The organism is Curtobacterium sp. MCLR17_036 (assembly GCF_003234445.2).
In the GTDB taxonomy this organism is placed as follows: Bacteria; Actinomycetota; Actinomycetes; order Actinomycetales; family Microbacteriaceae; genus Curtobacterium.
Window position 1 is genome coordinate 624724 of sequence record NZ_CP126269.1, and the last position, 25416, is coordinate 650139.

24 protein-coding genes, 1 tRNA gene and 1 pseudogene are annotated in these 25416 nt (G+C 73.5%); 14 read left to right on the forward strand and 12 right to left on the reverse strand.

The window, feature by feature from the left end:
- Nucleotides 1-76 precede the first annotated feature (76 nt).
- Together DEI99_RS02945 and DEI99_RS02950 are read right to left on the reverse strand one after the other, a co-directional pair.
- The gene (locus DEI99_RS02945; protein ID WP_111041890.1) at nucleotides 77-1321 is read right to left on the reverse strand and encodes a glycoside hydrolase 5 family protein; all 1245 of its coding nucleotides are present in this window, start codon (nucleotides 1319-1321) and stop codon (nucleotides 77-79) included.
- A gap of 13 nt (nucleotides 1322-1334) precedes the next feature.
- The gene (locus DEI99_RS02950) at nucleotides 1335-2375 is read right to left on the reverse strand and encodes a LacI family DNA-binding transcriptional regulator (RefSeq protein ID WP_111041891.1); all 1041 of its coding nucleotides are present in this window, start codon (nucleotides 2373-2375) and stop codon (nucleotides 1335-1337) included.
- 122 nt (nucleotides 2376-2497) lie between these two features.
- On the opposite strand from DEI99_RS02950, the gene DEI99_RS02955 reads away from it, so the two are divergent.
- The 5 genes from DEI99_RS02955 to DEI99_RS02975 are packed head-to-tail and all read left to right on the forward strand — an operon-like array spanning nucleotide 2498 to nucleotide 9173.
- On the forward strand, nucleotides 2498-3787 hold the full coding sequence (locus DEI99_RS02955; protein WP_111041892.1) for an ABC transporter substrate-binding protein: 1290 nt from the start codon (nucleotides 2498-2500) through the stop codon (nucleotides 3785-3787).
- Between the two features lie 28 nt (nucleotides 3788-3815).
- Nucleotides 3816-4754, forward strand: coding sequence for a carbohydrate ABC transporter permease (locus DEI99_RS02960; protein ID WP_111041893.1), 939 nt, complete (start codon nucleotides 3816-3818; stop codon nucleotides 4752-4754).
- 23 nt (nucleotides 4755-4777) lie between these two features.
- Nucleotides 4778-5632, forward strand: coding sequence for a carbohydrate ABC transporter permease (locus DEI99_RS02965; RefSeq protein ID WP_071296971.1), 855 nt, complete (start codon nucleotides 4778-4780; stop codon nucleotides 5630-5632).
- Nucleotides 5629-7902 carry a glycoside hydrolase family 3 protein gene (locus tag DEI99_RS02970; RefSeq protein ID WP_111041894.1) on the forward strand — a complete coding sequence of 758 codons (2274 nt, stop codon included), beginning with the start codon at nucleotides 5629-5631 and terminating at the stop codon, nucleotides 7900-7902. Before DEI99_RS02965 ends, DEI99_RS02970 begins: the two co-directional genes overlap by 4 nt.
- Nucleotides 7890-9173, forward strand: a complete 1284-nt coding sequence (locus tag DEI99_RS02975) for a glycoside hydrolase family 125 protein (RefSeq protein ID WP_111041895.1) — start codon at nucleotides 7890-7892, stop codon at nucleotides 9171-9173. The genes DEI99_RS02970 and DEI99_RS02975 overlap by 13 nt, the downstream gene beginning before the upstream one ends.
- Before the next feature lie 7 nt (nucleotides 9174-9180).
- Here the strand turns inward: DEI99_RS02975 and DEI99_RS02980 are convergent, their stop codons facing one another.
- From DEI99_RS02980 to DEI99_RS03015, 8 genes are all read right to left on the reverse strand, one after another.
- The gene (locus DEI99_RS02980) at nucleotides 9181-10080 is read right to left on the reverse strand and encodes a hypothetical protein (RefSeq protein WP_111041896.1); all 900 of its coding nucleotides are present in this window, start codon (nucleotides 10078-10080) and stop codon (nucleotides 9181-9183) included.
- Nucleotides 10081-10114: 34 nt separating this feature from the next.
- Nucleotides 10115-11734 (reverse strand): phosphoglucomutase (alpha-D-glucose-1,6-bisphosphate-dependent), encoded by a 1620-nt coding sequence (pgm, locus tag DEI99_RS02985; RefSeq protein WP_111041897.1) that lies wholly within the window; start codon nucleotides 11732-11734, stop codon nucleotides 10115-10117.
- 104 nt (nucleotides 11735-11838) lie between these two features.
- Entirely contained in the window at nucleotides 11839-12084 is a 246-nt protein-coding gene (locus DEI99_RS02990) for a hypothetical protein (RefSeq protein ID WP_111041898.1), read from the reverse strand.
- A 115-nt stretch (nucleotides 12085-12199) separates the two neighbouring features.
- On the reverse strand, nucleotides 12200-12862 hold the full coding sequence (locus DEI99_RS02995; protein ID WP_111041899.1) for a class I SAM-dependent methyltransferase: 663 nt from the start codon (nucleotides 12860-12862) through the stop codon (nucleotides 12200-12202).
- A complete protein-coding gene (locus DEI99_RS03000; RefSeq protein WP_111041900.1) occupies nucleotides 12859-13491 on the reverse strand; it encodes a TIGR04282 family arsenosugar biosynthesis glycosyltransferase in 633 nt (210 codons plus the stop codon). The genes DEI99_RS02995 and DEI99_RS03000 overlap by 4 nt, the downstream gene beginning before the upstream one ends.
- Nucleotides 13488-14234: a glycosyltransferase family 2 protein gene (locus DEI99_RS03005; protein WP_111041901.1), complete on the reverse strand. Its 747-nt coding sequence runs from the start codon at nucleotides 14232-14234 to the stop codon at nucleotides 13488-13490. Before DEI99_RS03005 ends, DEI99_RS03000 begins: the two co-directional genes overlap by 4 nt.
- A 198-nt stretch (nucleotides 14235-14432) precedes the next feature.
- Nucleotides 14433-15503, reverse strand: a complete 1071-nt coding sequence (locus DEI99_RS03010; protein WP_111041902.1) for an NAD-dependent epimerase/dehydratase family protein — start codon at nucleotides 15501-15503, stop codon at nucleotides 14433-14435.
- The gene (locus DEI99_RS03015) at nucleotides 15500-16489 is read right to left on the reverse strand and encodes an MTAP family purine nucleoside phosphorylase (protein WP_258369419.1); all 990 of its coding nucleotides are present in this window, start codon (nucleotides 16487-16489) and stop codon (nucleotides 15500-15502) included. Before DEI99_RS03015 ends, DEI99_RS03010 begins: the two co-directional genes overlap by 4 nt.
- Before the next feature lie 106 nt (nucleotides 16490-16595).
- On the opposite strand from DEI99_RS03015, the gene DEI99_RS03020 reads away from it, so the two are divergent.
- From DEI99_RS03020 to DEI99_RS03050, 8 genes and pseudogenes are all read left to right on the forward strand, one after another.
- Entirely contained in the window at nucleotides 16596-17822 is a 1227-nt protein-coding gene (locus DEI99_RS03020; protein ID WP_181434450.1) for a molybdopterin molybdotransferase MoeA, read from the forward strand.
- Nucleotides 17819-18301: a cyclic pyranopterin monophosphate synthase MoaC gene (gene moaC, locus DEI99_RS03025; protein ID WP_071253664.1), complete on the forward strand. Its 483-nt coding sequence runs from the start codon at nucleotides 17819-17821 to the stop codon at nucleotides 18299-18301. The genes DEI99_RS03020 and moaC overlap by 4 nt, the downstream gene beginning before the upstream one ends.
- On the forward strand, nucleotides 18298-18810 hold the full coding sequence (locus tag DEI99_RS03030) for a MogA/MoaB family molybdenum cofactor biosynthesis protein (RefSeq protein ID WP_111041903.1): 513 nt from the start codon (nucleotides 18298-18300) through the stop codon (nucleotides 18808-18810). The genes moaC and DEI99_RS03030 overlap by 4 nt, the downstream gene beginning before the upstream one ends.
- Nucleotides 18807-19253 carry a molybdenum cofactor biosynthesis protein MoaE gene (locus DEI99_RS03035; protein ID WP_111041904.1) on the forward strand — a complete coding sequence of 149 codons (447 nt, stop codon included), beginning with the start codon at nucleotides 18807-18809 and terminating at the stop codon, nucleotides 19251-19253. Before DEI99_RS03030 ends, DEI99_RS03035 begins: the two co-directional genes overlap by 4 nt.
- A gap of 552 nt (nucleotides 19254-19805) precedes the next feature.
- A complete protein-coding gene (locus tag DEI99_RS03040; protein ID WP_111042534.1) occupies nucleotides 19806-20204 on the forward strand; it encodes a PLDc N-terminal domain-containing protein in 399 nt (132 codons plus the stop codon).
- Nucleotides 20205-20207: 3 nt separating this feature from the next.
- Nucleotides 20208-20900 carry a hypothetical protein gene (locus tag DEI99_RS03045; RefSeq protein WP_111042535.1) on the forward strand — a complete coding sequence of 231 codons (693 nt, stop codon included), beginning with the start codon at nucleotides 20208-20210 and terminating at the stop codon, nucleotides 20898-20900.
- Nucleotides 20901-21115: 215 nt separating this feature from the next.
- A pseudogene (locus DEI99_RS17235) lies at nucleotides 21116-21482 on the forward strand (ATP-binding cassette domain-containing protein); the annotation flags it as partial.
- A gap of 23 nt (nucleotides 21483-21505) precedes the next feature.
- Nucleotides 21506-22885: an ABC-F family ATP-binding cassette domain-containing protein gene (locus DEI99_RS03050; protein ID WP_502867032.1), complete on the forward strand. Its 1380-nt coding sequence runs from the start codon at nucleotides 21506-21508 to the stop codon at nucleotides 22883-22885.
- Nucleotides 22886-23117: 232 nt separating this feature from the next.
- Here DEI99_RS03050 and DEI99_RS03055 read toward each other — a convergent pair whose 3' ends face one another.
- Nucleotides 23118-24440 carry a D-alanyl-D-alanine carboxypeptidase/D-alanyl-D-alanine-endopeptidase gene (locus DEI99_RS03055; RefSeq protein ID WP_258369523.1) on the reverse strand — a complete coding sequence of 441 codons (1323 nt, stop codon included), beginning with the start codon at nucleotides 24438-24440 and terminating at the stop codon, nucleotides 23118-23120.
- Between the two features lie 112 nt (nucleotides 24441-24552).
- Nucleotides 24553-25047, reverse strand: coding sequence for a MarR family winged helix-turn-helix transcriptional regulator (locus DEI99_RS03060; protein WP_111042538.1), 495 nt, complete (start codon nucleotides 25045-25047; stop codon nucleotides 24553-24555).
- A 79-nt stretch (nucleotides 25048-25126) separates the two neighbouring features.
- Between DEI99_RS03060 and DEI99_RS03065 the strand changes: the two genes are divergently transcribed.
- A tRNA-Gln gene (locus tag DEI99_RS03065) sits at nucleotides 25127-25198 on the forward strand.
- The last annotated feature ends 218 nt before the right edge of the window (nucleotides 25199-25416 follow it).

The following is a 25416-nucleotide window of genomic DNA, read 5'->3' on the forward strand; positions in this document are numbered from 1 at the left end:
CCGCTCCACCGGTGCGCCGGCTCCCGACGTCGGTTCGCGGCGTCGACGGACGGCCGGGAGGCCCGGGTCGGCCCCGTCAGACCGCTGCGGGTTCGACGACCCGGGTCACGCCACGTGCCGCCAGCTCGGCGGGGTCGGCTGCGGTCCGCCTCGTCACGACCGTGACCGCGTGGCCGGCGGCACGGAGGCGGTGCCACTGCTCGAACACGGCGCCGCCCGGGGCCAGGTCGGACCGGCGCAGGGGCAGGTCGGCGTGGTCGACGTCGACCACCACGGCGCTCGTGCGCGGCGTCGGCACGGGTGCGGCACGGCGAGCGTCGGCGACGACCTCGGCGTAGCGGCGGCCGAGCGGCTTCACCCGGTTGTCGACGTCGAGCAGGCCGAGCGAGTACTCGAGGTCCTTGAAGTCCCCGAGGTCGCGGGAGACGTCGTGCGAGCACCACCACGTCACCGCGTGCAGCCGTTCGGTCGTCAGGGCGGCCGCCACCGTGCGCTCGAGGAACTCCGGCATCTCGGACTCGGCGAGGTGCCGGTCCGGGGCGCCCACCTCCTGCAGCCAGACCGCCCGGTCGGGGTCGGTGGCGAAGGCCCTGGCGAGCTCGATCATCCACTCGGCATGGCGGACGGACTCGTCGGACAGCGCCCCGTAGCGGTCGGCGACCCCGTTGAAGATCCACGAGTGCACCGTCGTGACGTCGCCGAGGCGGCTGGCGTGCGCGGGGACGAACGGGTGGCCGTCGCGGTACCAGAGGTGGTCGTTCTCGGAGTGGGTGACGACGTGCCGCGGGTCCTTGTCACGCGGCGCCCCGAGCAGCGACGTCAGCCAGTGCGTCACCTGGTCGGTGTCCGCGGGCATCGCAGCGGGGTTCGGCGGCTGGAACTGGTTCAGCTCGTTGCCCAGGGTCAGGCCGGTGAAGTTCGGGCGGTCGCGGACGGCGTCGTACACGGCGGCGACGAGGGCGGCCTGCGCGTCGATCGCCGGCTGGTCGGTGAACATGTTGCCGTCGTGCCAGTTCACGAGCCAGGCGGGCACGAAGTCGAAGCCGGACATGTGTCCCTGCACGACGTCGACACTGGCGTCCAGTCCGAACTCGGCGGCGAGGTCGACCACGAGTGCCACGTCGTCCAGCGCCCGGCGGCGGATCAGCGTGCGGTTCGGCTGCAGGGTGGGCCAGAGCGGGAAGAGCCGGACGTGGTCGAGCCCGAGCGCCGCGATCGCCTCGAGGTCGCGACGGACGACGGTCTCGTCGACGGACTGCCACTGGAACATCCAGTCGGTGGACGGCACGTAGTTCACGCCGAAGCGGGTGGCGGTGGTCATCGGTCTCCTTCGGTCATGGAGCTGGGGTGGGCGCCGGTCCGGTCGACCCACGGACGTGCAGGGCGCGACCGCCGACCTCGGCGTCGGCGACCTCGTCGCCGCGCACGAGTCGTTCGACGAGCGCGACGGCGGTGCGGGCCGAGTCCTCGACCGGGGCGTCGAGCGCCGTGAGCGCGGGGCGGACGATCGTGGAGACCCACGAGTCCTCCCACGCGACGACGGACAGGTCGTCGGGGACCCGGACGCCGAGCTCGGGGGCGTGGGCGACCACCTCGGCGGCGATCGCCTCGCCGTCGAGGACGATGGCGGTCGCCCCGTAGAGCCGGGCGAGCAGGTCGGCGACGGGGTCCTCGGCGCCGGCGCGCCAGTCGAGCACGAGGGCCTCGACGCCCCGGCGCCGCGCGGCACGGGTGAACCGGGCGTCACGCGCGCCCGTGTGGGCGAGCGCCGGTCCGTCGCCCACGCGGGCGATCCGCCGGTGGCCCAGCGTGCCGAGGTGGTCGAGCAGCGACTCGGTCGCGTCGGCGTCACTGACGGTCACCGCGGGCACGGTGCTGCCGGGGATGGGGGCACCGAGCATCACGGCCGGTGCGGCGAGGTGCTGCAGCAGGGAGATGCGGGGGTCGTCGGTGCGGACGTCGACGAGCAGGAACCCGTCGACCCGCTGCTCGGTCCACCACTGGCGGTACACGGCGGCTTCGTCGTCGGCCTGCACGAGGGTCACCGACAGCGACCAGCCGATCGCGGCGAGCGGTTCGGTCAGCCCGGCGATGAGGCGCATCGTGAAGGGGTCGCGCTGGAAGGTGTCGCGGGAGCGGGCGAGCACGAGCCCGAGGCTGTGCCCGGCGTTGCCGGAGAGCTTGCGGCTCGCCAGGTTCGGCCGCCAGTTGAGGTCGTCGGCGGCCTTCCGGATGCGTGCGGCGGTGGCGGCCGACACGTTCGGTCGTCCGTTGAACACGTGTGAGACCGCCGACGTCGAGACGCCGGCGCGCTTGGCGACCTGCGCGATGGTCACGCGGCGTCGGTCGACGGCGCCGGCGGTGGTGTCGCTCATGCGGTCGAGCGTAGAGGCTTGACCACCTCGTGTAAAGCGGTATACGTTGCTCGTCACCTGAAGTACACCGCTGTACCGAATCGCATCGGGACCGCTCCACCATCCACTGCCAGGGAGGCACCGTGACGGACGGCATCAGCAGACGCACCCTCATCGGAGCCGGGTTCGGCGCCGGAATCCTCGCGCCGATCCTGGCGGGGTGCAGCGCCCTCACGCCGGCGTCGAGCGGCCCGGGGACGCTCAGCGTGCACACCCAGCTCAGCGGCGCGGTCGCCGGCGCGCAGACGTTCACGGACGTCGTCGCCGCCTACCGCCGCCGCACGGACCGCCGGGTCGCCCTGCTCTCGAACGGGTCCGACCTGCCGATCGTCTTCGAGACGAGTTCCCTGGCCGGCAAGGAAGCCGACGTCGCGATCGTGAACATGGTCGGACGCACGCTGTCCTGGACGGGCGAGGACGCCACGATCGACGTCTCCCGCTACCTCGACGAGTGGGACCTGCGCGACAAGATCATCCCCGAGGCGCTCGAGGAGTGGACCGACGACCAGGGGCGGCTCCGGGCGTTCCCGTTCACCCGGACGAACTGGCCGGTGTCGTTCAACACGGCGCTGCTCGAGGAGGCCGGCGTCAGCGAGATCCCGACGACCTCGGACCAGCTCATCGCCGCGGCCGACCGCCTGCGGGCCGCCGGCATCGGCCCGGTCACCGTCGGCGGGTCGGACTGGAGCGGGCAGAAGCTCCTCATGCAGGTCATCCAGGGCTTCGTCACCCAGGACGAAGCCGCGACGGTCTTCTCCACCGGCAAGATCTCGGAGAGCCCCGGGGCGGTCCGCGGCGTCGAGCACTTCGTCGCACTCCGCGACGCCGGGGTCTTCGTGGACTCGGTGCAGGGGTTCACCTCGGACTCCGAACTGACGCAGTTCACCACCCGCAAGGCTGCCATCGTCCCCGCGATGTCCTCCGCCCTCGCGCTGGTGTCGAAGGAACGCGCGAAGGAGGTCACGGTCGGCGGCTGGCCGGTGCCGTCGAAGGACGCCGCCATCGCGCATCCGAGCGTCATCAAGAGCTACAACGGCCACGGCATCTGGATCAGCGAGAACGGCCGGGCGAAGCTCGACCTCATCAAGCCGTTCGTGCAGTACCTGTACTCGTCGGGCGTCACGAGCGAGTTCGTCCTCGACTCCGGCCGCGACATGAGCCGGATCACGGACACCGTCAGCCGTGACTTCCCGCTCGTCGCCCAGGCGTCGAAGCTCACCGACGACCAGGTCACCCCGGTGATGCTGCCCGACCTGCTCGTGCCCGACTCGGCCTACGAACCGATGATCCGCGCGACGAGCCTGGCGTACGGCTCCGGCACCTCGGCCGACCGCATCATCGACCTCTTCGAGCGCGCCTACACGGCCGCCTGACCACCCGATCCGCGAGAAGGAGCTCCCCATGGCAGTGCTCGTCGAGGAACCACCCGTCCGGTCGGCGTCGACGCCGTCCGGCCCCGGCCGCCGGGGCAACCGTGCCGTCGGGACCGCTCGCGGCGCCTTCCCGACCTTCGCGGTCCCCGCGCTGGTCTGGTACGGCCTGTTCATGATCGGGCCGGTGCTCGCGATGATCATCATCGCGTTCCTCAGCTGGCCGGGCATGCTCGTCTCGCCGACCTTCGCGGGGCTCGACAACTTCCGGGTCCTGTTCTCGGACGAGACCTTCTGGGCGGCGGTCCGGAACAGCACCGTGCAGATCGTCGTCGGCCTGCCGATCATGATCGTGCTGGCGTTCCTGCTCGCGTTCCACGTCGTGCAGAAGCCGCGCGGGCACAGGGTGCTCCGCTACCTGCTCTTCATCCCGGCGCTCATCTCCGCGCCCGCCACCGCGATGATGTTCTACGCGATGCTGAACCCGGACGGCCTGGTGAACGGGGTGCTGGCGACCGTCGGCATCGGCGGCAAGGCCTGGCTCGCCGACCCCGCCACGGCCCTCGGCGCGCTCATCGTGGTCGACCTCTGGGCCGGCATCGGCTACTCGGCGGTGCTCATCGCGAGCCGCCTCGACGGCGTCGACGCCGAGGTCGTGCAGGCCGCCCGGATGGACGGCGCCGGCTCGTGGCGGCTCGCCTGGGGCGTGTACTGGCCGATCGCCCGCGACTTCATCGGCGTCGTCGCGATGCTCCAGTTCCTGGCGATGCTGTTCAGCTCGGCGCAGAACGTGCTCCTGCTGACCCAGGGCGGGCCGGGCACCGCCACCACGACGCTGTCGTACCTCGTGTACCAGAAGGCCTTCGTCGACACCGACCTCGGATACAGCCAGGCGGTCGGCGTCGTCCTGTTCGTCCTCGGGCTCGTCGGGATGTTCGTCATCCGCCGGGTCCTCCGCAAGACCCACTGACCCACTGACCCCGGGAGACCACCATGGCGAAGCCCACCGCCGGCATCCGGCTGCGCGACCGGATCGGTTCCATCACGAGCGGCACCGTGGCGTGGATCTACGCCGCCCTGCTGATCCTGCCGTTCTACTACTTCGTCGTCTCGTCCTTCAAGGACAACGACGGCATCTTCGAGTCCCCGCTCGCCCTGCCCGCCTCGTGGGACCTGTCGAACTTCACCGACGCGATCCGGCAGGCGTCGCTCGGCCCGGCGATCGCGAACTCCGTCATCACCACGGTGGCGGCGCTCGTGCTGACGCTCGTGCTCGCGCTGCCGGCGTCGTTCGCCCTGGCGCGGGCGACCGGCCGCGCGGGCCGCGTCGTCGAGGCGCTGTTCTCGCTCGGGTTCCTCATCCCGTCGTTCGCGGCGCTGTTCCCGACGTTCCTGCTCGCGGCCGGCATGGGCCTGTTCCACACCCGGACCTTCCTCGTGCTGCTGCTGCCCGCGACCGCCATGCCGCTCGCGGTCGTCATCCTGACCCAGTTCATGCGGACGATCCCGCGCGAACTCGAGGAGGCAGCGTCGATGGACGGCGCCTCGGCGTGGCAGGTCATGCGGCAGGTCTACCTGCCGATCTGCATCCCGGGCATCGCCACCGTGCTGCTGCTCAACTTCCTGTCGTTCTGGAACGAGTACCTGTACGCCCTGGTGCTCATCGGCCCGGACACCGCGCAGCGGACCATCCAGGTGGCGCTGCCGACGCTGAAGGTCGACGCGGGCACCGACTACGGGATGCTCATGGCCGGCACCCTGTTCACCCTGCTGCCGGTGTACCTCGTCTACTCGATCCTGCAGCGCCAGATGCAGCGCGCGCTGGTGTCCGGAGCGATCAAGGGATGACCGGGCACCCCACCGCGACCAGCCTCGACGTGCGCGCCCGGATCGGGCAGGTCAACCAGCGGCTCAAGGGGTGGGAGGCCGTCCGCTGGGTCGACGGCCGCCCCCGCATCACCGACGTGCTGCGCGCCGAGGTCGACCGCTGGGGCGGCATCGGCGCGGTGTACGGCGTGCTCCGCGCCGACCCGTGGTCGGGCGTGCACTGGGGGAACGGCACCCCGCCCGAGCGGTCGGCCGAGGCGTACGCGGCCGTGCAGGACCACGTCGTCGCGCACAGCGACGGTGGTGTCCCCACGCTCTTCGTCGAGGAGGTCCCGCACGGCCTGCAGGCCCTCGGCGGCACGACGGTCCCGGTGAACCTCGCCCTCGGCGCCGCGATGGACGAGCAGCTCGTCGAGGACCTCGCAGCCGCGGTCGCGGCGGAGGTCCGGGCGCGCGGCACCCACGTCGCCCTCGTCTCCGGCCTCGACGTCCTGCGTGACCCCCGATGGGGCCGGAGCGAGGAGTGCTGGTCGGAGGACGGCGCCCTCGCGGCGGTCATGGTCGCCGCGACCGTGCGCGGCATGCAGGGCGGCGGTGACGGCCCGATCGACGGACGGCACGTCGCCGTCGTCGCGAAGCACCTGGCCGGACAGGGTGCCGGCATCGGCGGTCGCAACGGCTCCGGCGCACCGATCGGCCGACGCGAACTCGCCGAGGTGCACCTGCCGCCGGCGCTCGCCGCGGCGCGTGCGCACGTCGCCGGGTTCATGGCCGCCTACAACGACGTCGACGGGGTGCCCTGCTGCGGCAACCGGGAGCTGCTCACCACGACGATCCGCGACGCCTGGGGGTGGGACGGGCTCGTGATGGCCGACGGCACCGCCGTCGACCGACTGCGCGACGTCACGCCCGACCCGGCCTCTGCCGCGGCGCTCGCGCTCCGGGCCGGCGTCGACCTGAGCCTCTGGGACGACGCCTTCACCCACCTCGACGAAGCACTCGACCGCGGGCTCGTCGACCTGGCGGACCTCGACCGTGCGGCCGACCGCGTGCTCGCCCTGAAGCGGCGCGTCGGGCTGCTCGGCACGCCGCCGGCCCCGGTCGAGCACCGGACACCGCCGGAGCGCTCCACGCTGCTGCTCGCCGAGCATGCGGCCCGGCGGGCGGTGGTGGCCCTCGGCGGGCCGCTCCCGACCATCGCCGCCGACGCCGTCGTGGCCGTCGTCGGCCCGAACGCCGACGACGTCGACGCGCTGCTCGGCGACTACGCGCCGCCGCGGCCGCCCGTCGACCCCGGTGCGTCCACCGTGCGCTCCGCCCTGGAGGCCCGGCTCGGCCCCGACCGGATCCGCAGCGCCCGGGGCAGTCACCTCCGCCACCCGCTGCCGGGCCCCGACGGGATCGCCGCGGTGGACGCGGCGCTCGCCGACGCCGATGTCGCGGTCGTGGTCCTCGGCGGGTCGAGCCGCCGCGCCTACGACGACGGCTTCGAGGACAACGGCGCGGTCAGCGGTCCGGCACCGGACACGACGAACGGCGAGGGGGTCGACCTGGCCTCCGTCGCGGTGCCCGAGGCGCAGCTCGACGTCCTCCGCGCCGCGCGGGGGAGCGGTCTGCCCGTCGTGGCGGTCGTCGTCGACGGCCGGCCCAGGGTCCTGACCGAGGTGTTCGCCCTGGCCGACAGCGTGCTGGTCGTCCCGTTCCCGGGGCCCACCGGCGGCGGGGCCGTCGTCGACGTGCTGCTCGGCGCCCCGGCCGAGGGGCGGCTCCCCGCGACCTGGCCCGGCGCGGACGGCGTGCTGCCGGTCGCCCACGACGAACGCCTCGAGACGGCGCGCGGCTACGTGGACGTCGCCGCGTCGCCGACCGTCACCGGTGCACCCGGACCGGGAGCCGGCATCCAGGTGGAACTGGCGGACGGGAGCGACGCGGTGACGGCCGTGCGCCTCCTGGCCGGGGGCACGGTGACCGTCCCGGTGACGGTGCGCAACGCATCGGACGTGCCCCGTCGGGTCTCGGTGCCACTGTGGGGGCGGCGACGCGAACCGGGCGTGCGGCCGCGGCGTCGGCGGCTGCTCGACCTGGTGACCGTGGACGTGCCGCCGGGCACGACCGTCGAGACCGCGTTCGCCCTCGGACTCGACGCGCTCGGCACGTGGGACGCTGGTCTGCAGCTCGGTGCACGGCCGCTCGACCTGGACTGCTGGACGGACGACGTGCTCGATCCGCCCGGGTCGACGCGGACCGTCCGTGTCACCGACGGACAGGAGGCAGTGCGATGGGTGTCGTGACGCAGGTGCGGCTCGAGGAGGTCACCCCGACCCTGGTCGCGGCGGCCGACCGGGTGCGGACCACGATCGGGGTCGAGGTCGGCGACCGCGTCGAGCGCGCGCTCGTGCGGACCCTGCGCGACACCATCACGCTCGACGACGACGGCGCCTTCGTCATCACGGGGGACATCCCGGCGATGTGGCTCCGCGACTCGACGACCCAGATGACGCCGTACCTGCGCTTCGTCGCGGACGACGCGGTGCTCGCCGACCTGCTCTGGGCGGTCGTGCGCCGGCAGCTCCGGCTCGTCGAGCACGACCCCTACGCCAACTCGTTCAACCGTGAGCCGAACGGCGCGCACTACGACGAGGACGACCTCAACGCGGACCCGCTGGTGTGGGAGCAGAAGTACGAGGTCGACAGCCTCGCCTACCCGGTGACGTTCGCACACGCGCTGTGGCGGGCGACCGGGCGCACCGACGTGCTCGACGAGCGGGCGCACCGGGTGTTCCGGACGATCGTCGCGCAGTGGCGTGCCGAGCAGGACCACGACGCGTCGGCGTACCGCTTCGTCCGCGACGGCGCGATCCCGACCGAGACCCTGGCACGGGACGGCCGCGGCACCCCGGTCGCGGTGACCGGCATGACCTGGTGCGCGTTCCGCCCCTCGGACGACGCCTGCACGTACGGCTACAACGTGCCGGCGAACCTGTTCGCGGCCGAGGCGCTGCTCGCCGTCGCGGCGATCGCGCGCGAGGTCTGGGCCGACACCGGCCTGGCGGACGACGCCGACCTGCTGCGGAGCGCGATCACCGACGGCGTCCGACGGCACGGCATCGTGCCGGGGCCGTCGGGGACGGACGTGTACGCGTACGAGGTCGACGGGCTCGGCGGCGTGCTGCTCATGGACGACGCGAACACCCCGTCGCTGCTGTCCCTGCCGCTGTCCGCGCCGTCGGTGGTCGACCGCGCGGTGTGGGCGGCGACGCAGGAGTTCGTCCTGTCGCCGGCGAACCCGTACTGGTCGAGCGGTGCTGCGGCGGCCGGGGTCGGCAGCCCGCACACGCTGCCGAACCGGGTGTGGCCGATCGCCCTGGCGGTCGGGGGACTCGTCTCCGGGTCGCCCGCACGGCGGCGGCGGCTTCTCGACGTGCTCGTGGCGACGGACGGCGGCACCGGCGACATGCACGAGGCGTTCGACGTCGACGACCCGACGCGGTACTCGCGACCGTGGTTCTCGTGGGCCGACGCGATGTTCTGCGAACTGGCGCTCGCGGCCGCCGACGACTGAGCGGTCGTCAGGCCATCGCCTGCTCGAGCGCCTCCTGGAAGCGCTCGTCGACCTCGATGCGCATCGCCCCGGACTCCGGGTCGAACGACGACACGATGCTCACCTCGCCGTCGCGGGCGAACAGCAGCCGGTCGCTCAGCACACCGCCGGGTGCTCCCCGCGGATCGGACACGAGCTGGACGAGTGCTCCCGCCAGCGTGTTCACCGCGGTCAGGCTGTCGGCGTCGCGGATCGGGACGGCGAGCAGCAGGTGCCGGTGCGGGATCGCGATGACCGCCCCGTACGGCAGCGCCCCGAGCACGGCGGGCAGGTTGACGGCCTTCGACGCGGTGAACAGCGACTCGCCCTCGACGACGACGAACCCGGGGGCGACCTCGCTCTGCTGGTCGACCGGCTCGTCGTCGCTGTTCAGCTGGCCGATCGCGAAGAGCTCGTCGATGCCGAGCGGCAGCCGGTGCACCGTCTCGGCGGAGAGCGTCGCGACGGTCGTCGGGAAGTCCACGCAGAGCGCCGCGACCACGCCCGGCACGAACGGCCGCGCGTAGGACAGGTCGATGCCGTCCGGACCCCGCTCGGCGAGCAGCCGCAGCCGGATGCGCTGCCGGAGCTCGTCGGGGGACATGTCCTCGGCCGCCGGGTCGCTCCGCGACGCGAGCATGGCGTCGAGGTGGCGTCGGACCGCGGCCTCCTGCGTGGCGGTGTCGGCCCCCTCGAGCATGCCCGCGAGGTTGCCGAACAGGTAGACCTGCCCGTCGGAACCGCGCAGCCGGGCGGCCGACGGGTCGTCCGCCGGCCCCTCGACCGTGGTCTCGACGCCCCGCTCAGCGAGCACGCGCCGCGCGAGTACGACGAGCGACGGTGCCGCTCCCGGTCCCGGTTCCCGCTTCTTCCGTCCGAACAACCCCATGACGTCCCCGTCCCCCCTCGTGGTCCGCTCGTGCTCAGCCGCCGAGGGCGGCGTCCACGATCTCCTTGGCCTCGCGCTGCACCTGCTCGAGGTGCTCCTGTCCGACGAAGCTCTCGGCGTAGATCTTGTAGACGTCCTCGGTGCCGGACGGTCGCGCCGCGAACCAGGCGTTCTCGGTCACGACCTTGACGCCGCCGACGGCCGCGCCGTTGCCGGGGGCCTCGGACAGCTTCGCCGTGATCGGGTCGCCGGCCAGTGTGTCGGCCGCGATGGCCTCGCCGTCGAGCTTGCCGAGGCGGGCCTTCTGCTCCTTGCTCGCCGCCGCGTCCACGCGCTGGTAGACCGGGTCGCCGAAGCGCTCGGTGAGCTCGGCGTAGAGCTGCGACGGCGTCTTGCCCGTCACCGCGATGATCTCCGACGCCAGCAGCGCGAGGATGATGCCGTCCTTGTCGGTGGTCCACGCGGTGCCGTCGTGACGCAGGAACGACGCTCCGGCGGACTCCTCGCCGCCGAACGCGACGGAGCCGTCGATCAGCCCGGGCACGAACCACTTGAAGCCGACCGGGACCTCCCACAGGCGACGGCCGAGGGACTCCGCGACGCGGTCGATGATGCTCGAGGACACGAGCGTCTTGCCGACGGCGGCGTCGTCGCGCCACGCCGGACGGTGCGCGTAGAGGTACTCGATGGCGACGGCCAGGTAGTGGTTCGGGTTCATCAGGCCACCGTCGGGGGTGACGATGCCGTGCCGGTCGGAGTCCGCGTCGTTGCCGGTCAGGACGTCGAAGTCGTCCTTGCGGGCGAGCACCGAGGCCATCGCGGAGGGGCTCGACGGGTCCATCCGGATCTTGCCGTCCCAGTCGAGCGTCATGAACGCCCAGGTGGGGTCGACGTCCGGGTTCACGACGGTCAGGTCGAGGCCGTAGTGGTCGCGGACGGCGTTCCAGTAGGGCAGGGAGGCGCCACCGAGGGGGTCCGCCCCGATCCGCACGCCGGCACGCTTGATCGCCGCGATGTCGATGATGTTCTCGAGGTCGGCGACGTACGTGTGCAGGAAGTCGTAGCGGTCCGGCGTGGCCTGCTCCGTGCGCTGCACCTCGGCGTTGCCGCCCGCGATGATCGCGTTCGCGCGATCCGCGATCCAGCTCGTGGCGTCGCTGTCGGCCGGGCCGCCGTGCGGCGGGTTGTACTTGAAGCCGCCGTCGCGCGGCGGGTTGTGGCTCGGGGTGATCACGATGCCGTCGGCCGTGTCGGCGTGGTCCTCGCGGTTGTACCGGATGATCGCGTGGCTGAGCGCCGGGGTGGGCACGTAGCCGTCCGCGCTGTCGGCCAGGACGTGCACGCCGTTCGCGGCGAGGACCTCGAGGGCGGTGCGCTCGGCGGGGGCGGACAGCGCGTGCGTGTCGCGGCCGATGAAGAGCGGGCCGTCGGTGCCCTGCGACCGGCGGTACTCGACGATCGCCTGCGTGATGGCCGCGATGTGGGTGTCGTTGAACGCGGAGTCGAGCGACGACCCGCGGTGACCGGACGTGCCGAACACGACCTTCTGCTCGGCGACGGAGACGTCCGGCACGCGGTCGTGGTAGGCGGCGACGAGTGCGTCGAGGTCGACGAGGTCGTCTGCGGTGGCTGGGGTGCCGGCACGGTCGTTCATGGACCCATCCTGGCATCGCGCAGCCGATCGCGTCCGGCCGGTACACAGCACGACGCCGCCCGGCCGGGGAGGGCCGGGCGGCGTCGGTGTGCGCCGGTGGTCGGTCAGGCCGTGCGGAAGGACCCCGTGGCGGTGCGGAACGAGCCCGTCACCGTCCGGGTCGAGGCCGTCGACGTGCCGGGGCGCATGCGCTGGGTGTCCACGAAGCGTCCGAGACGCCCGGTCACCGGAGCGCCGGTGTAGGTGCCGATCGGTTCGGCGGTGCGGCTGCCCGTGTAGGTACCGCGGTCGTCACGCCCGCCGATCCCGGACACGAAGCTGCCGCCGAACGGGAAGGTGCTGTTCGTCATGGTGGTCTCCTCGGTGTGTGGCGACGTCGAGGGACACCGGTCCGGCGGCCCTGTCGCCGTCGGCTGGTGCCACCACCCTACGTCCTTCTCTTGCATGATGCAAGAAAAGGACGGCTCAGGCCACGAGCTCGCAGAAGCTGCGGCCCTCGACCGTCCAGCTCTGGCGGGCCACCAGGCCGGCAGCGGCCGCGTGCCGGTGCAGCGCGTCGAGCCCGACCTCGGCCCAGGGGAAGCCGGCGCTCTCGTGGCCGTCGGCGTCCATCACGCGGGCCGTGTAGACACGGTCGGCGAGCGGGTCCGGGTTCGTCTCGACGACCACACGGCCGCCCTCGCGGACGATCGAGCGACAGCGGCCGAGGAGCGCCGCGGGGTCGCCGCCGATGCCGATGTTGCCGTCGATGACCAGTGCCGTGTCCCAGTGGCCCTCGTCGGGCACCGGGTCGAAGACCGAGCCCTGCAGCGCGGTGCCGCCGGAGCGTCGGGCGATGGCGACGGCCTCGGCCGACACGTCCACGCCGAGCGAGGGGAGGCCGAGCTGGGCGGCGGCGACGAGCATCCGGCCCGGACCGCAGCCGATGTCGATGACCGCGCCGTCGACGTTCTCGAGCAGCGAGCGGTCCACCTGGTCGGCGGCGGCGCTCCACCGGCCGACGTCGAGCGTCGTCACCTCGCCGGGGCGGTCCGGGTCGGTCAGGCGGAGGCGACCGTCGGTGCGCAGGGCGCGGGCGTAGGGCTCGCCGCCGCCGGCGCCGAACGTGACGGGTGCGTGCATGGTCATCGGGAGCTCCCAACGGTCTCGGCTCGGAGTGCCTCGGCGAAGCCGGAGCCCGGCACGAGGGCGGCGACGCGCTCGGCGTCCGGGATGGTGTCGACGTCGAGCAGCTCGCCGAGGTCACCGGTGTCGAGGCCGGCCTCGACCAGCCGTGCGCGCTGCACGGCCCCGGTGTCGTCCTGCGACATCGGGACGCCGCGGAGCAGGTCGCCGGAGGGGTCGCGCAGGTACAGCGACCAGAAGCCGCCGTCCTCGGCGGGGCCGAACCAGGCGTCGCGGCCCGGTTCGTCGAAGACCGGTGCGAGGTCGGCGACGGTCACCTGCGGCGTGTCCATGCCGACCAGCAGCGTCGGGCCGTCGACCGTGTCGAAGAGGAAGCCGAGGCGCTCGTCGAGGCCGCCGCCGGGCTGGTGCAGGACGTCGAAGCCCTCGGCACCGTCCGGCAGTACCTGGCCGTCGAAGAACAGCAGCCGACGGGCCGCGGGCAGGGCGCGCACGGTGGCCAGGGTGTCGGCGAGGCTCGCGGCGGCGACACGGGCGGCGCCCTCCGGGGTGAGCGCCGGCGTCAGCCGGGTCTTCACCTTGCCGGGCAGGCACTCCTTCGCGACCACGGCCACGGTGATCCCCGTGCTCACGAGCGGACCTCCTCGACGGCGGTGGAGCCGGCCACGGGGCGGGCCGCCGCGGGCGCGACGACGCGACCCCGGGCCTCCCGGCGGTAGGCGCGCAGCAGTCGGGACATGTCGCGGACGGCGTTGACGGTGCCGCGCAGCGTCCCCGTCACCTTGCTGTCGCCGATGCGCTGGGCGTACCCGATGTCGGACTCGTCGACGCGCCAGCCGGCGGCGTGCGCGGCGAGCACCATCTCGAGCGGGTAGCCGCTGCGGCGGTCCTGCAGGTCGAGCGTGACGAGGTCCTCGCGGCGCATGACGCGCATCGGTCCGAGGTCGCGCAGCCGGTACCCGGTCGCGCGGTGCATGAGGACGGCGAGCACGCGGTTCGCGAAGCGTGCGTGCGGTGCCCACGCGCCCTTGCCCGTCGGGACGCGGCGGCCCAGGGCCAGGTCGACGCGGCCGCTGGCGACCCGGTCGACGAGCGGGGGGAGCTCGGCCGGGTCCATCGACGCGTCGGCGTCGCAGAACGCGACGTAGTCGGCGGTGGCGGCGGCGACGCCCGCGGCGCAGGCGGAGCCGAAGCCCTTGCGGGGCTCGGTGACCACGGTCGCGCCGAGTGCGCGTGCGACGTCGGCGGACCCGTCGGTGGAGCCGTTGTCGACGACGATTGCCCGGTACCCGCTCGGCAGGCGCCCGATGACCTTCGGCAGGGCATCCGCCTCGTCGAGGCAGGGCAGGATCACATCGACACGCATACCGGGCATTCGGTGCGGTCCACCGGGTCGACGGGTCTGTTGTGTCATGCACCCGACACAACACGACGAAGCCGTCAGGAGTACGTGTGTCGACCAATTGATGGACGTTCCGCGCACTTCCCGGGCGCGCCCGCCCCTGGACTGGGGGCGTCCGCGCGACCAGGAGCGGTCGGGCCGTCGCTCGGCGACCGACCGCTCCTGCGTGGTCTACTGCACCGCGCTCCGGAGCGGGGCGGTCGCGAAGTCGCGCATGCCCTGCTCGAAGTCGACGGCGGCCCGCCACCCGAGCTCGGCGGCGATGCGGTCCGACGACGCGGTGACGTGGCGGACGTCGCCCAGGCGGTACTCGCCCGTGACGACCGGCTGGGGGCCGTCCGGGCCGGCGATCGCCGCGGCCATGTCGCCGATCGTGTGCACGGTGCCCGAGCCGACGTTGTAGGCGCGGAACGAGTCGGCCGGCAGGTCGGCGGTCGCCGCGATCGAGGCGGCGTTCGCCCCGGCGACGTCGTCGACGTGCACGAAGTCGCGGCGCTGGGCGCCGTCCTCGAAGACCCGAGGGGCCTCGCCACGCGCCAGGGCTGAGCGGAACAGCGACGCGACACCGGCGTAGGGGGTGTTCGCCGGCATCCCGGGACCGTAGACGTTGTGGTACCGGAGCGCGATCGCCCGGCCACCCGTCGCACGGGCCCAGCTCGACGCCAGGTGCTCCTGGGCGACCTTCGTCTGGGCGTACACGTTGCGGGGGTCCAGCGCCGCGGCCTCGTCGATGAGCCCGGGCACGAGCGGCTGCCCGTCCGGCCCGATCGGGTCGAAGCGTCCGGCGTCCAGGTCCTCGCGGCGCCGCGCCGGCGGACGGATCGGCTCGCCCGAGGCGGTCGTGTACGCGCCCTCGCCGTAGACGACCATCGAGCTCGCGACGACGAGCCGCCCGATGTCGTGCCGGTCCATGCCCGCCAGGACGTGGGCGGTGCCGGCGTCGTTCGACGAGACGTAGTCGGGCGCGTCCTGGAAGTCGACGCCGAGGCCGACCTTGGCCGCCTGGTGGCAGACGACGTCGACGCCCTCGAGCGCGGCGTCGAGCGCGACCCGGTCGCGGACGTCGCCGTGCACGAACTCGATGCCCTGCTGCTGGTGGGCGAGCACGACCTCCTCCGGGGCGCCGTGCACGTCGGCCCGCAGCGAGTCGAGCACGCGGACCTCGTGGCCCTCGGCGCGCGCGCGACGGACGATGGCGGACCCGATGAAGCCGGCACCACCGGTGACGAGCAGGCGGCTCACGCGGTGGCTCCCGGGGTCTCGGTGCCGGTGGCTGCCGGGGTCCCGGTGCCGGTCGTGCTCGCTGCGGGGGCCGCGGTCGCTTTGGCGATGCGCTCGCTCGCGCCGGCCGCGGTCGCGTTGGCGATGCGCTCGCTCGCGCTGGCCGGGGTCGCGTTGGCGATGCGCTCGCTCGCGCTGGCCGGGACGAGCTCGCGCGGGGAGAAGTCCGCCGGGATCGCGGCGACGATCGAGCCGATGGCGCGGACGATGACCTCGTTGGCGCGGGCCAGCCGCTCCATCACCATCGCGTGGGTGACCGGCTCCGCCGTGCTCGCGGCCGCCTCGTCCTCGCTCGGGGCGAGCCCGGCGTCGGCGTCGGTCACGAACGACAGGTTGACCGTGCCGATGCCGAGCTCGGCGGACAGCGGTACCTCCGGCGTCATCGTCATGTTGATGGTGTGGCCGCCGGCCTCGCGGAGCCAGACCGACTCGGCGCGCGTCGAGAAGCGGGGGCCCTGGATGACGACGCACGTGCCCGTCGGGCGGAAGGGCACGTCGAGCGCGGCGATCGCCTCGACGGCCGCACGGCGCAGGGTCGGGTCGAACGGGTCGGCGAACGACAGGTGCTGGACGTCGTCCTCGAAGAAGGTGTCCGCACGACCCCAGGTCCGGTCGATGAGCTGGTCGGTCACGACGAAGGTGCCGGGTGCGTAGTCCGGGTGCAGGCCGCCGACCGCGCTCGACGACACGATCGCCCGGACCCCGAGCGACCGGAGCGCCCACACGTTCGCGCGGTGGTTGATGCGGTGCGGGGCGACCGAGTGCTGCCGCCCGTGCCGGGTGAGGAACGCCACACGGCGACCGGACATCGTGCCGATGCTGATCGGGCTCGACGTCGGGCCGAACGGCGTCGGCACGTCCACCTCGTCGGCGCTCCCCTCCTCGAACAGCTGGTAGAGGCCGGAGCCCCCGATCACACCGATCGTCACGGCTTCGTCGTTCTCCACAGGTCCTCCGGATGGTCGTCTGCGCGGTCCGCGCGCTGGATACGCTACTGAAGCCGACCCCGGGCGAACCGGGTGGCGGCGACCCCACCCCTGTTCGGAGGCACCCGTGCGAACGATCGGTCAGCACCGTGACGACCTGGCGGCGTTGCTCGCGCCGGTCCTGGCGGGACTCGGAGCGGAGCAGTGCGCGGTCGACGAGCTCGCCGCCGGCAGCAGCGCAGGTGCCGGGTGGCGTGTGCTCGCGGCACCCGTCGTGTCGCCCGTGCCGCTGCCACCGTTCGACAACAGCCAGATGGACGGCTTCGCGGTGCGTGTCGCCGACGCCGGTGACACCGTCCGGGTCGTCGAGCCGATCCCGGCCGGCGTGGTGCCCGAGCCGCTCGCGCCCGGCACGGCCGCGCCGATCATGACCGGGGCGCGGATCCCGACCGGCGCCGACGCGGTGTTCCCGGTCGAGGCCACCGGGCCCGGAGCGTTCCCCGCGGCACTCGCCCTGCCGCAGGTGACCGTGCCGGGCGACCTGACCGCCGGCACCTTCGTCCGGACGACCGGCAGCGACCTGGCGACCGGCGCCGAGCTCGCTCCGGCCGGTGCGGTGGTCACACCGGCGCTGCTCGGCGCGCTCGCCTCGGCCGGGGTGCCGACCGTGTCGGTCCGACGGCCGCTGCGGGTGCTCGTCGTGTCGACCGGCTCCGAGCTGCAGGGCGCCGACGTCGACGCGGCGACGATCGGCGACGCGAACGGCACCGCGCTCCGGGCGGCGCTCGCCGAGGTCGGTGCCGCGTCCCGCGCCGTCCGCGTGCCCGACGACGTGCCGTCCTTCGTCGGGGCGCTCGACGCCGCGGTGGGCAGCTGGGCCGACCTCGTGCTCACGACCGGGGGCATCAGCGCCGGCGCCTACGAGGTCGTCCGCCAGGCGCTCGAGCCCCGCGGGCTCGCCGTCACCCCGGTCGCGATGCAGCCGGGCGGGCCGCAGGCGTCCGGCACCGTCGTGCTCGCCGGGCGGCCGGTCCCGGTGGTGTCGTTCCCGGGCAACCCGGTGTCCGCGCTCGTCTCGTTCGAGGTCTTCCTGCGCCCGTTGCTCGCGCCGCTCGTCGGACTGCCGGCCGAGCGGCCCGCCCAGCGCCTGCCCGCCGCCGCTGCCGCCGCGTCGCCGCCCGGCAAGCACCAGGTGCGCCGCGGTCGGGTCGCCGACGGGCTCGTGCACCTCGTCGGCGGGCCGGGCTCGCACCTGCTCGCGCACCACGCCGCCGCCACCCACCTCGTCCACGTCCCGGTGGGGGTCGACGCCGTCGAACCGGGCGACGAACTGACCGTCTGGAGCCTCCGATGACGACCGACCCGACCGAACTCTCCCACGTGCGTGCCGACGGGTCCGCCCACATGGTGGACGTCTCCGCGAAGGACGTCACCGACCGCTCCGCCACCGCGACCGCGACCCTGGTCACCCGTCCCGACGTCGTCGCACGCATCCTCGACGGCTCCCTGCCCAAGGGCGAGGTGATCGGCACCGCCCGCATCGCCGCGATCATGGCCGTCAAGAAGACCTCGGACCTGGTCCCGCTCTGCCACCCGCTGCCGATCGCCGGGGTGCAGGTCGACATCACCGGGGCCGACGACCGCGTGCGCATCGAGGTCGCCGTCCGCACCACCTCGCGCACCGGCGTCGAGATGGAGGCGCTCACGGGCGCGAGCGTCGCCGCCCTGACCGTGTACGACATGGTGAAGGCCGTCGACCGCGCCGCGACGATCACGGACGTCCGGGTGCTCGAGAAGCACGGCGGGCGCTCCGGGGACTGGAGCAACCGATGACCGGCGAACCGACCCGCGGCCGCGCCGCCGTCGTGGTGGTCTCCACACAGGCCGCCGCCGACCCCGCACTCGACCGCACCGGTCCGGTCATCGTGGCCTGGCTGCGCGAGCGCTCCTTCACCGTCGACGAACCCGTCATCGTGCCGGACGGGGGTGGCATCGCCGAGACCGTCTCCGCGGCGCTCGACGCCGGTGCCCGCATCGTCGTCACGACCGGGGGCACCGGGGTCACGCCGACCGACCGGACACCCGAGGCCGTCGCGCCGCTGCTCGACCTCGAGCTGCCCGGCATCATCGAGGAGATCCGTCGTCGGGGACTCGACGGCGCCGGCCCGACGGCGCTGCTCACCCGCGGGGTCGCCGGCATCAGCAGCGGTGGCGCGCTGGTCGTGACGCTGCCCGGGTCGCGCGGCGGGGTCGCCGACGGGCTCGCGGTGCTCGACGGCGTCCACGAGCACGCGCTCGCGCAGGTGCACGGTGCAGGGCACGCGCCGCGGAGCGCGTCGTGAGCGCCGCCCCGGACGCACCTGTCGACCGCGTCGTGCTCGCCGACGTCGTCGACCGGGCGATCAGTGTCGACGAGGTCGCGGCCGTCGCCGCGACCGAGCACGACGGTGCCGTCGTCACGTTCGCGGGCGTCGTGCGCGACCACGACGGCGGCAAGGGCGTCACCGCCCTCGACTACGAACGGCACCCGAGCGCCGGCGAGGTCATCGCCGAGGTGGCCCGCACCATCGCGGACGCACACCCCGACGTCCGGGTCGCGGTGCTGCACCGCGTCGGCGCGCTCGGCATCGGCGACGTCGCGCTCGCCGCAGCGGTGGCGTCGTCGCACCGGGCCCAGGCGTTCGCGGCGTGCGGGGAGCTGGTCGACCTCGTCAAGGAGCGGGTGCCGATCTGGAAGCACCAGCGCTTCACCGACGGCACCGACGAGTGGGTGGCGGCGCTCTGACGGGGTGCGCGCGGGGCTCACTCGATGTCTGCGCCCACCGTCGCCCCCGCCCCGCCCCCGCTCTCGCTCCAGCACGTGGTGGTGCGGCCGCGCGGTTCGCTTGGTGAGCAGAAGATGTCGCCTGGTGCGCGGGGACTCGACGTCTTCTGCTCACTCGATGTCCGCGCCCACCCTCGGCCCCGGCATCAGCGCGTCTTCGGGACGTGGTCGGCACGTGGCGGTGCGGCCGCGCGGTTCGCTTGGTGAGCAGAAGGTGTCGCCTGGTGGCCGGGGACTCGACAATTTCTGCTCACGAGATGCGCGCCCGGCGCCCGCCCCCGCACTAGCCCGTGGTGGTGCGTGACGGTGCGGCCGCGCGGCTCGCTTGGTGAGCAGAAGATGTCGCCTCGTGTCCGCGCACTCGACATCTTCTGCTCACGAGATGCGCCCACCTGTCCGACCCCAACCACCCCGCACGTCTCCGCCCGCAACGCCCGCACCCCGCAACGCCCGCACCCCGCCCCCCGACGAGGGCGTGGCGCGCATCCTCCGCGGCTCTCTAGACTCACGAACATGAGCGTCCTGCTGCCCGGCATCACCGTCGTCCTGCTGGTCTTCGCCCTGATCGACATCCTGACGAAGAACGACGACCAGATCCGGGGCCTGCCGAAGATCGCGTGGGTGATCCTCGTCATTCTGGTGCCGGTCGTCGGCAGCATCGTCTGGTTCGCAATCGGGCACGACTGGGCTCCGGGGGAACGCAACCACGGCCGGTACCTCGAGCCCGCGCGGCACGAAGACCGCTACGCCACGCTCGGCGACGCCCGGAACGCGCACGGCGACAAGCGGGTGAGCGGCACCGAGCAGGAGCTCGCGGAACTCGAGCGCGAGATCGAGTACTGGGAGGCCCAGGCCCGTCTCAAGCGGGCGAAGGAGGCCGCCGGCGAAGGCGACGCTCCCGCTGTGAACTGACCGGTGTCGAGCGCTGCGCCGCAGACCCCGCCCGTCTCCGAGGAGTCCTGGGACCTGGTGGCCGACACCGTCGCGGGTCGGCCGCACCCCACGGTCGAGACGGCCCGGCGCCGGCTGACCCGGGTCCTCGTCGTCTCCCTCGTCGCCGCGGTCGTCATCGGTGCGGGTGCCGGGCTGCTCGTCGGAGCATCTTCGTCGGCGTCCGGGGGCGGTCTCGACGCCCTGCTGCAGGGCGAGTCCCGTGCGGGCTGGCCCGGCGCGGTCGGGCTGGTCGGCAACCTCGTGGGGCTGCTGTGCATGATCGTCGGTGTGGTCGTGTTCCTGGTCCGGAACCGGTCGGTCGGCGCACGCGCGATCCCGCTGGCCGGTGTCCCTCGCCGCGAGCAGCAGTGGATCGGGCGGATGGCGCTGGGACGGGTGCCGTGCCCACCGCACCGCGCGGCCGAGGTGCGAGCCGTCGCCGCCGGGAAGCTCCGGACGACGGCGTCCACGGCGTTCCTCGTCGGGGGAGTCTGCGCGATCACCCTGGCGCGGGTGGTGTCCACCGAGTGGTCGGTCGTCACCGGGGTGTTCGCCATCGGCACGGGGTTCCTCGTGGTGGTGCTCGTCGCGACACTGCACACTCGTGCGCAGTGGCGCGCGTTCCTGCAGGAGACCGAGCCCCCTGCCGGAGCCGAGCCCGTCCCGGTGCGCTGACCCGGGCCTCCCGGCAGACCCGCAGCACGCCGCAGCGCGCCGCCGGACGCCGCCCGACGGCGCCGGACGCAGCACCGGACCGACCACCCCGCCACGCCGCCTACCCTTGAGGGGTGGCTCATCTCCTCGGCGCCGAGAACCTGCATCTCGAGTTCCCCACCAAGGTCGTCTTCGACAGCGTCACCCTCGGCATCGACGAGGGTGACCGGATCGGCGTGGTCGGTCGGAACGGCGACGGCAAGTCGACGCTCCTCGCGCTGCTGGCCCAGCGCCTCGAGCCGGACGACGGCCGGGTCACGCACCGCCGCGGCCTGACGATCGGCTACCTGGACCAGCGCGACATCCTGCCCGAGGGCGCGACCGTCGGCAGCACCGTCGTCGGCGACCTCGAGGAGCACGAGTGGGCCGGTGACCCGAAGATCCGCGACATCATCGGCGGGCTGGTCTCGGACATCCCGTGGGACGTCAGCGTCGACGACCTGTCCGGTGGGCAGCGTCGCCGTGTGGCACTCGCGCGGCTGCTCGTCGGCGACTGGGACGTCCTGTTCCTGGACGAGCCGACCAACCACCTGGACGTCGAGGGCATCGAGTGGCTCGCCGGGCACATCAACCGCCGCTGGTCGTCGAACCAGGGCGGCATGGTCGTCGTGACGCACGACCGGTGGTTCCTCGATGCCGTGTCGACCGACACGTGGGAGGTCCACGACGGTGTCGTCGACCCCTTCGAAGGCGGCTACGCCGCGTACATCCTGCAGCGCGTCGAGCGTGACCGGCAGGCCGCCACGATCGAGCAGCGCCGCCAGAACCTGGCCCGCAAGGAGCTCGCGTGGCTCCGCCGCGGCGCCCCGGCCCGCACGAGCAAGCCGAAGTTCCGCATCGACGCGGCGAACGCCCTGATCGACGACGTCCCGCCCATCCGCGACGCGGTCGCGCTGTCCCGGACGGCGACCGCGCGCCTCGGCAAGGACGTCGTCGACCTGCTCGACGTCAGCGTCTCGTTCGACGGCACGCAGATCCTCGACCGCATCGAGTGGCGCATCGCCCCGGGGGAGCGGACCGGCATCCTCGGCCCGAACGGCGCCGGCAAGTCGACGCTGCTCAACCTCGTCTCGGGTCGGCTGCAGCCGACGAGCGGGCGGGTGAAGACCGGCAAGACCGTCCAGGTCGCGGTGCTCGACCAGCAGCTCGCCGACCTGCAGCAGTTCGCCGACGACCGCGTGCGCGAGGTCGTGGCCCGCAAGAAGACGAGCTACGTCGCCGACGGCAAGGAGATGACGCCGTCGCAGCTGCTCGAGCGGCTCGGCTTCACCTCGGAGCAGCTCTCCACCCCGGTGAAGGACCTGTCCGGTGGGCAGAAGCGGCGCCTGCAGCTCATGCTCATCCTGCTCGACGAGCCGAACGTGCTCATCCTCGACGAGCCCACCAACGACCTCGACACCGACATGCTCGCCGCCATGGAGGACCTGCTCGACACCTGGCCCGGCACCCTGCTCGTCGTCAGCCACGACCGGTACCTGCTCGAGCGGGTCACCGACCAGCAGTACGCCGTGCTCGGCGGGCACCTGCGCCACCTGCCCGGCGGCGTCGACGAGTACATGCGGCTGCGCGAGGCCGGCACCGGTGGCGGGACCGCCTCGGCGGCTGCCGCCGCGTCCGCCGGGAGGCCCGACACCGTCGGCGGGACCGGCTCGGCCGGTGCCGTGGCCGGGTCCGCAGCCGCGGCCGGTTCCGGCGCGTCGGCTGCGGCGGCCTCCGGCTTGTCGGGTGCAGACCGTCGGACGGCCGAGAAGGAGATGTCGGCGCTCGACCGCAAGATCGCGAAGGTCGGCGCGGACCGCAAGAAGCTGCTCGACCAGTTCGCGACGCACGACCAGTCGGACTACGCCGGGCTCGGTGAGCTGCAGACGAAGCTCGGCGCGCTCGAGGCCGAGGTCGAGCAGCTCGAGGAGCGTTGGCTCGAGGTCGCGGAGCTGCTCGGGGTCTGAGCCTGCGAGGGCGCGCGGCGGCGCGGCGCCGGTGCCGGTGCGGGCGGCGCCGGTGCCGGTGCCGGTGCCGGTACCGGTGCGCGGCGGTGCACGCTCGTGCGCGTCGGTGCGGGCGGCGCGTGCCTGTGCCGGTGCCGGCGCGTTCCGCGGAACCGAACTGCGTCCGCGCCGCGCGTTCGCGTGGTTCGGGATCACTTCGGTCGTGCGCAGCTGCTGACGCCGCCGCTGCGGGTCAGCGCGCCGCCGGGGCGTGTCCGCCGCAGCGCCACAACGCCGCCGCGAGGGTATCGATCTCCTTGCGTGCGTCCGGGTCGCTCGTCCCCTCGGCGAAGACCGTGAAGACGATGCGGTCCCCGGCGACCTCGTCCGTCACGCCGGTGAGCCCGTACATGTCGTCGAGCGTGCCGGTCTTGCCGCGCACGTGGCCGCGGGCGTCGGCGGCCGCTCCCGTGAACCGGCCGTCCTCGCCGAGCGTGCCCGTCCGGCCGGCGACGGCGAGCCCCGCGTCGACCGGCGCGAGGCCGTCCCGGTTCGCGGCGACGGCGCGCATGAGTGTGGTGAGCGCCGAGGCCGGCACGCGGTTGTCCGGGCTGAGGCCCGAGCCGTCCACCAGGCGGAGCCCCGCGGTCGGGACCCCGTAGCGGACGAGTGCCTTCGTGCTGCCGGCCTGGACGGCGTCGAAGGACCGCCCCGCGCCCTCGGCGATCGCGACGTGTCGGGCGAGCATCTCGGCGAGGGTGTCGTCCGAGTCGGTGAGGAGCATGCCGACGAGCTCCGCGACCGTCGCCGAGTGCACCGACCCGATGACCTGCGCACCCGCCGGCACCGCCACCGAGGTCGTGTCGACGCTGACACCCGGGCCGAGGAGCGCCGCGAACGCCGTCGCCGCGCGGGCGACCGCTCCGGCGCTCCGCATCGAGTACGACTCGGTCGGGTCGTCGCGGTCGCCGTCGACCATGAGCGACGTGATGTTCGAGACACTGCCGCTCGTGCGGGCGCTCTCCGGCCAGCTCGGGTGCCACGCTGGTCCGTCGAACAGGTCGGTGTCCACCTGCACCGAGGTGACCGGCTGCCCGCCGCGGGCGGCCAGCACCTGCTCGGCCAGGTCGTCGAGGTGCGGCGCGTGCGGGTAGACGCTGTCCTGACCCGAGGGCAGCCGACTCAACGTCGGGTCCCCGCCGCCGACCAGGACGACCGCGCCGGGCGTCGTGCCGGCGACCACCGTCGTGGTGAACCGGTGGTCCGGTCCGAGGGCGGACACCGTGGCGGCCGCGGTGACGACCTTCATCGTGCTGCCCGTCTGCGTCGGCACGTCACCTCGGCGCGTCAGGACCGTCGCGCCGGTGCGGGCGGAGCGTGCGTCGAGGAACAGCTCGCCGTGGTGCCAGCGAGCGGCGAGGCCGTCGGCGGTGCAGCGTTCCTCGGCCGCCGCCGTCTGCCGCTGCGCGCCGATCGCCGAGGTCGCCGCGGCGATGCCCGCCGCGAGCAGGACGAGCACCACCACGAGCGCGAGGGTGTACCGGCGGCGACGGACGAGGGCACGGAGTCTGGACACGGGATCATCGTGCCGCCGGAGCACCACGGCACACATCGACCCGGCGACCGAAGCACGGCAGCCGCCTTCGGCCGTGCGGGTGAAGCCGGTCCGGTGCCGCCGAGCGTCCGGCTCAGTCGCCGAGGCCGAGGATGAGCCGCCGGAGCAGCGCGGCGAGCTGGTCCTGCTCGTCGTCGGAGACCCCCGCCAGGATGTCCCGCTCGGCCCCGAGCAGGTCGGCGATGGCGGCGTCGACGGCCGTCCGCCCGGCCGCCGTCAGCGACACGAGGATGCCGCGGCCGTCGCGCGGGTCGGTGCGGCGGGCGACGAGCCCCCGCGAGGTCAGCCGGTCGACCCGGTTCGTCATCGTGCCGCTCGACACCAGCGTCTGCTGCAGGAGCGTCTTCGGGCTCAGCTCGTACGGCTCACCGGCCCGCCGCAGCGCCGACAGCACGTCGAACTCCCACGGCTCCATGCCGCTCGCGTCGAAGGCCGCCCGCCGCGCGCGGTCGAGGTGCCGGGCCAGCCGGTCGACCCGCGAGAGCACCTGCAACGGGGCGAAGTCGAGGTCACCGCGCTCGCGGCCCCACGCCGTGACGATGCGGTCGACCTCGTCCTCTGGTGGCATCCCTCCATCTTGGCCGACGTCGCTGCGGACGGCCAGCCTCGGCAGTCGTGGGAGGATGGTCGGGCACCTCCGGGTGCGTTCCGCCTTGGTGTAATGGCAGCACGACGGCCTTTGGTGCCGTTAGGTCCGGGTTCGAATCCTGGAGGCGGAGCCGAGGGGTGTTCGGAGTTTTCGGCGATCTCAGTCGGAATATTCGGGCGTGACAGCAGGCCGAGGTGGAAAACCGCGCTCAGCTCCGCTCCCAGGGTCGCTCGTCCTGTCCCGACGACCGCTGGGGAGCGTACCGCGACGCGTGCCTTGGTCTGCGTTCGCTTCGAGGAACGACGAATACCCCCTGCCGGACGTGGCGAGGGGGAGTTCAGGGTCTAT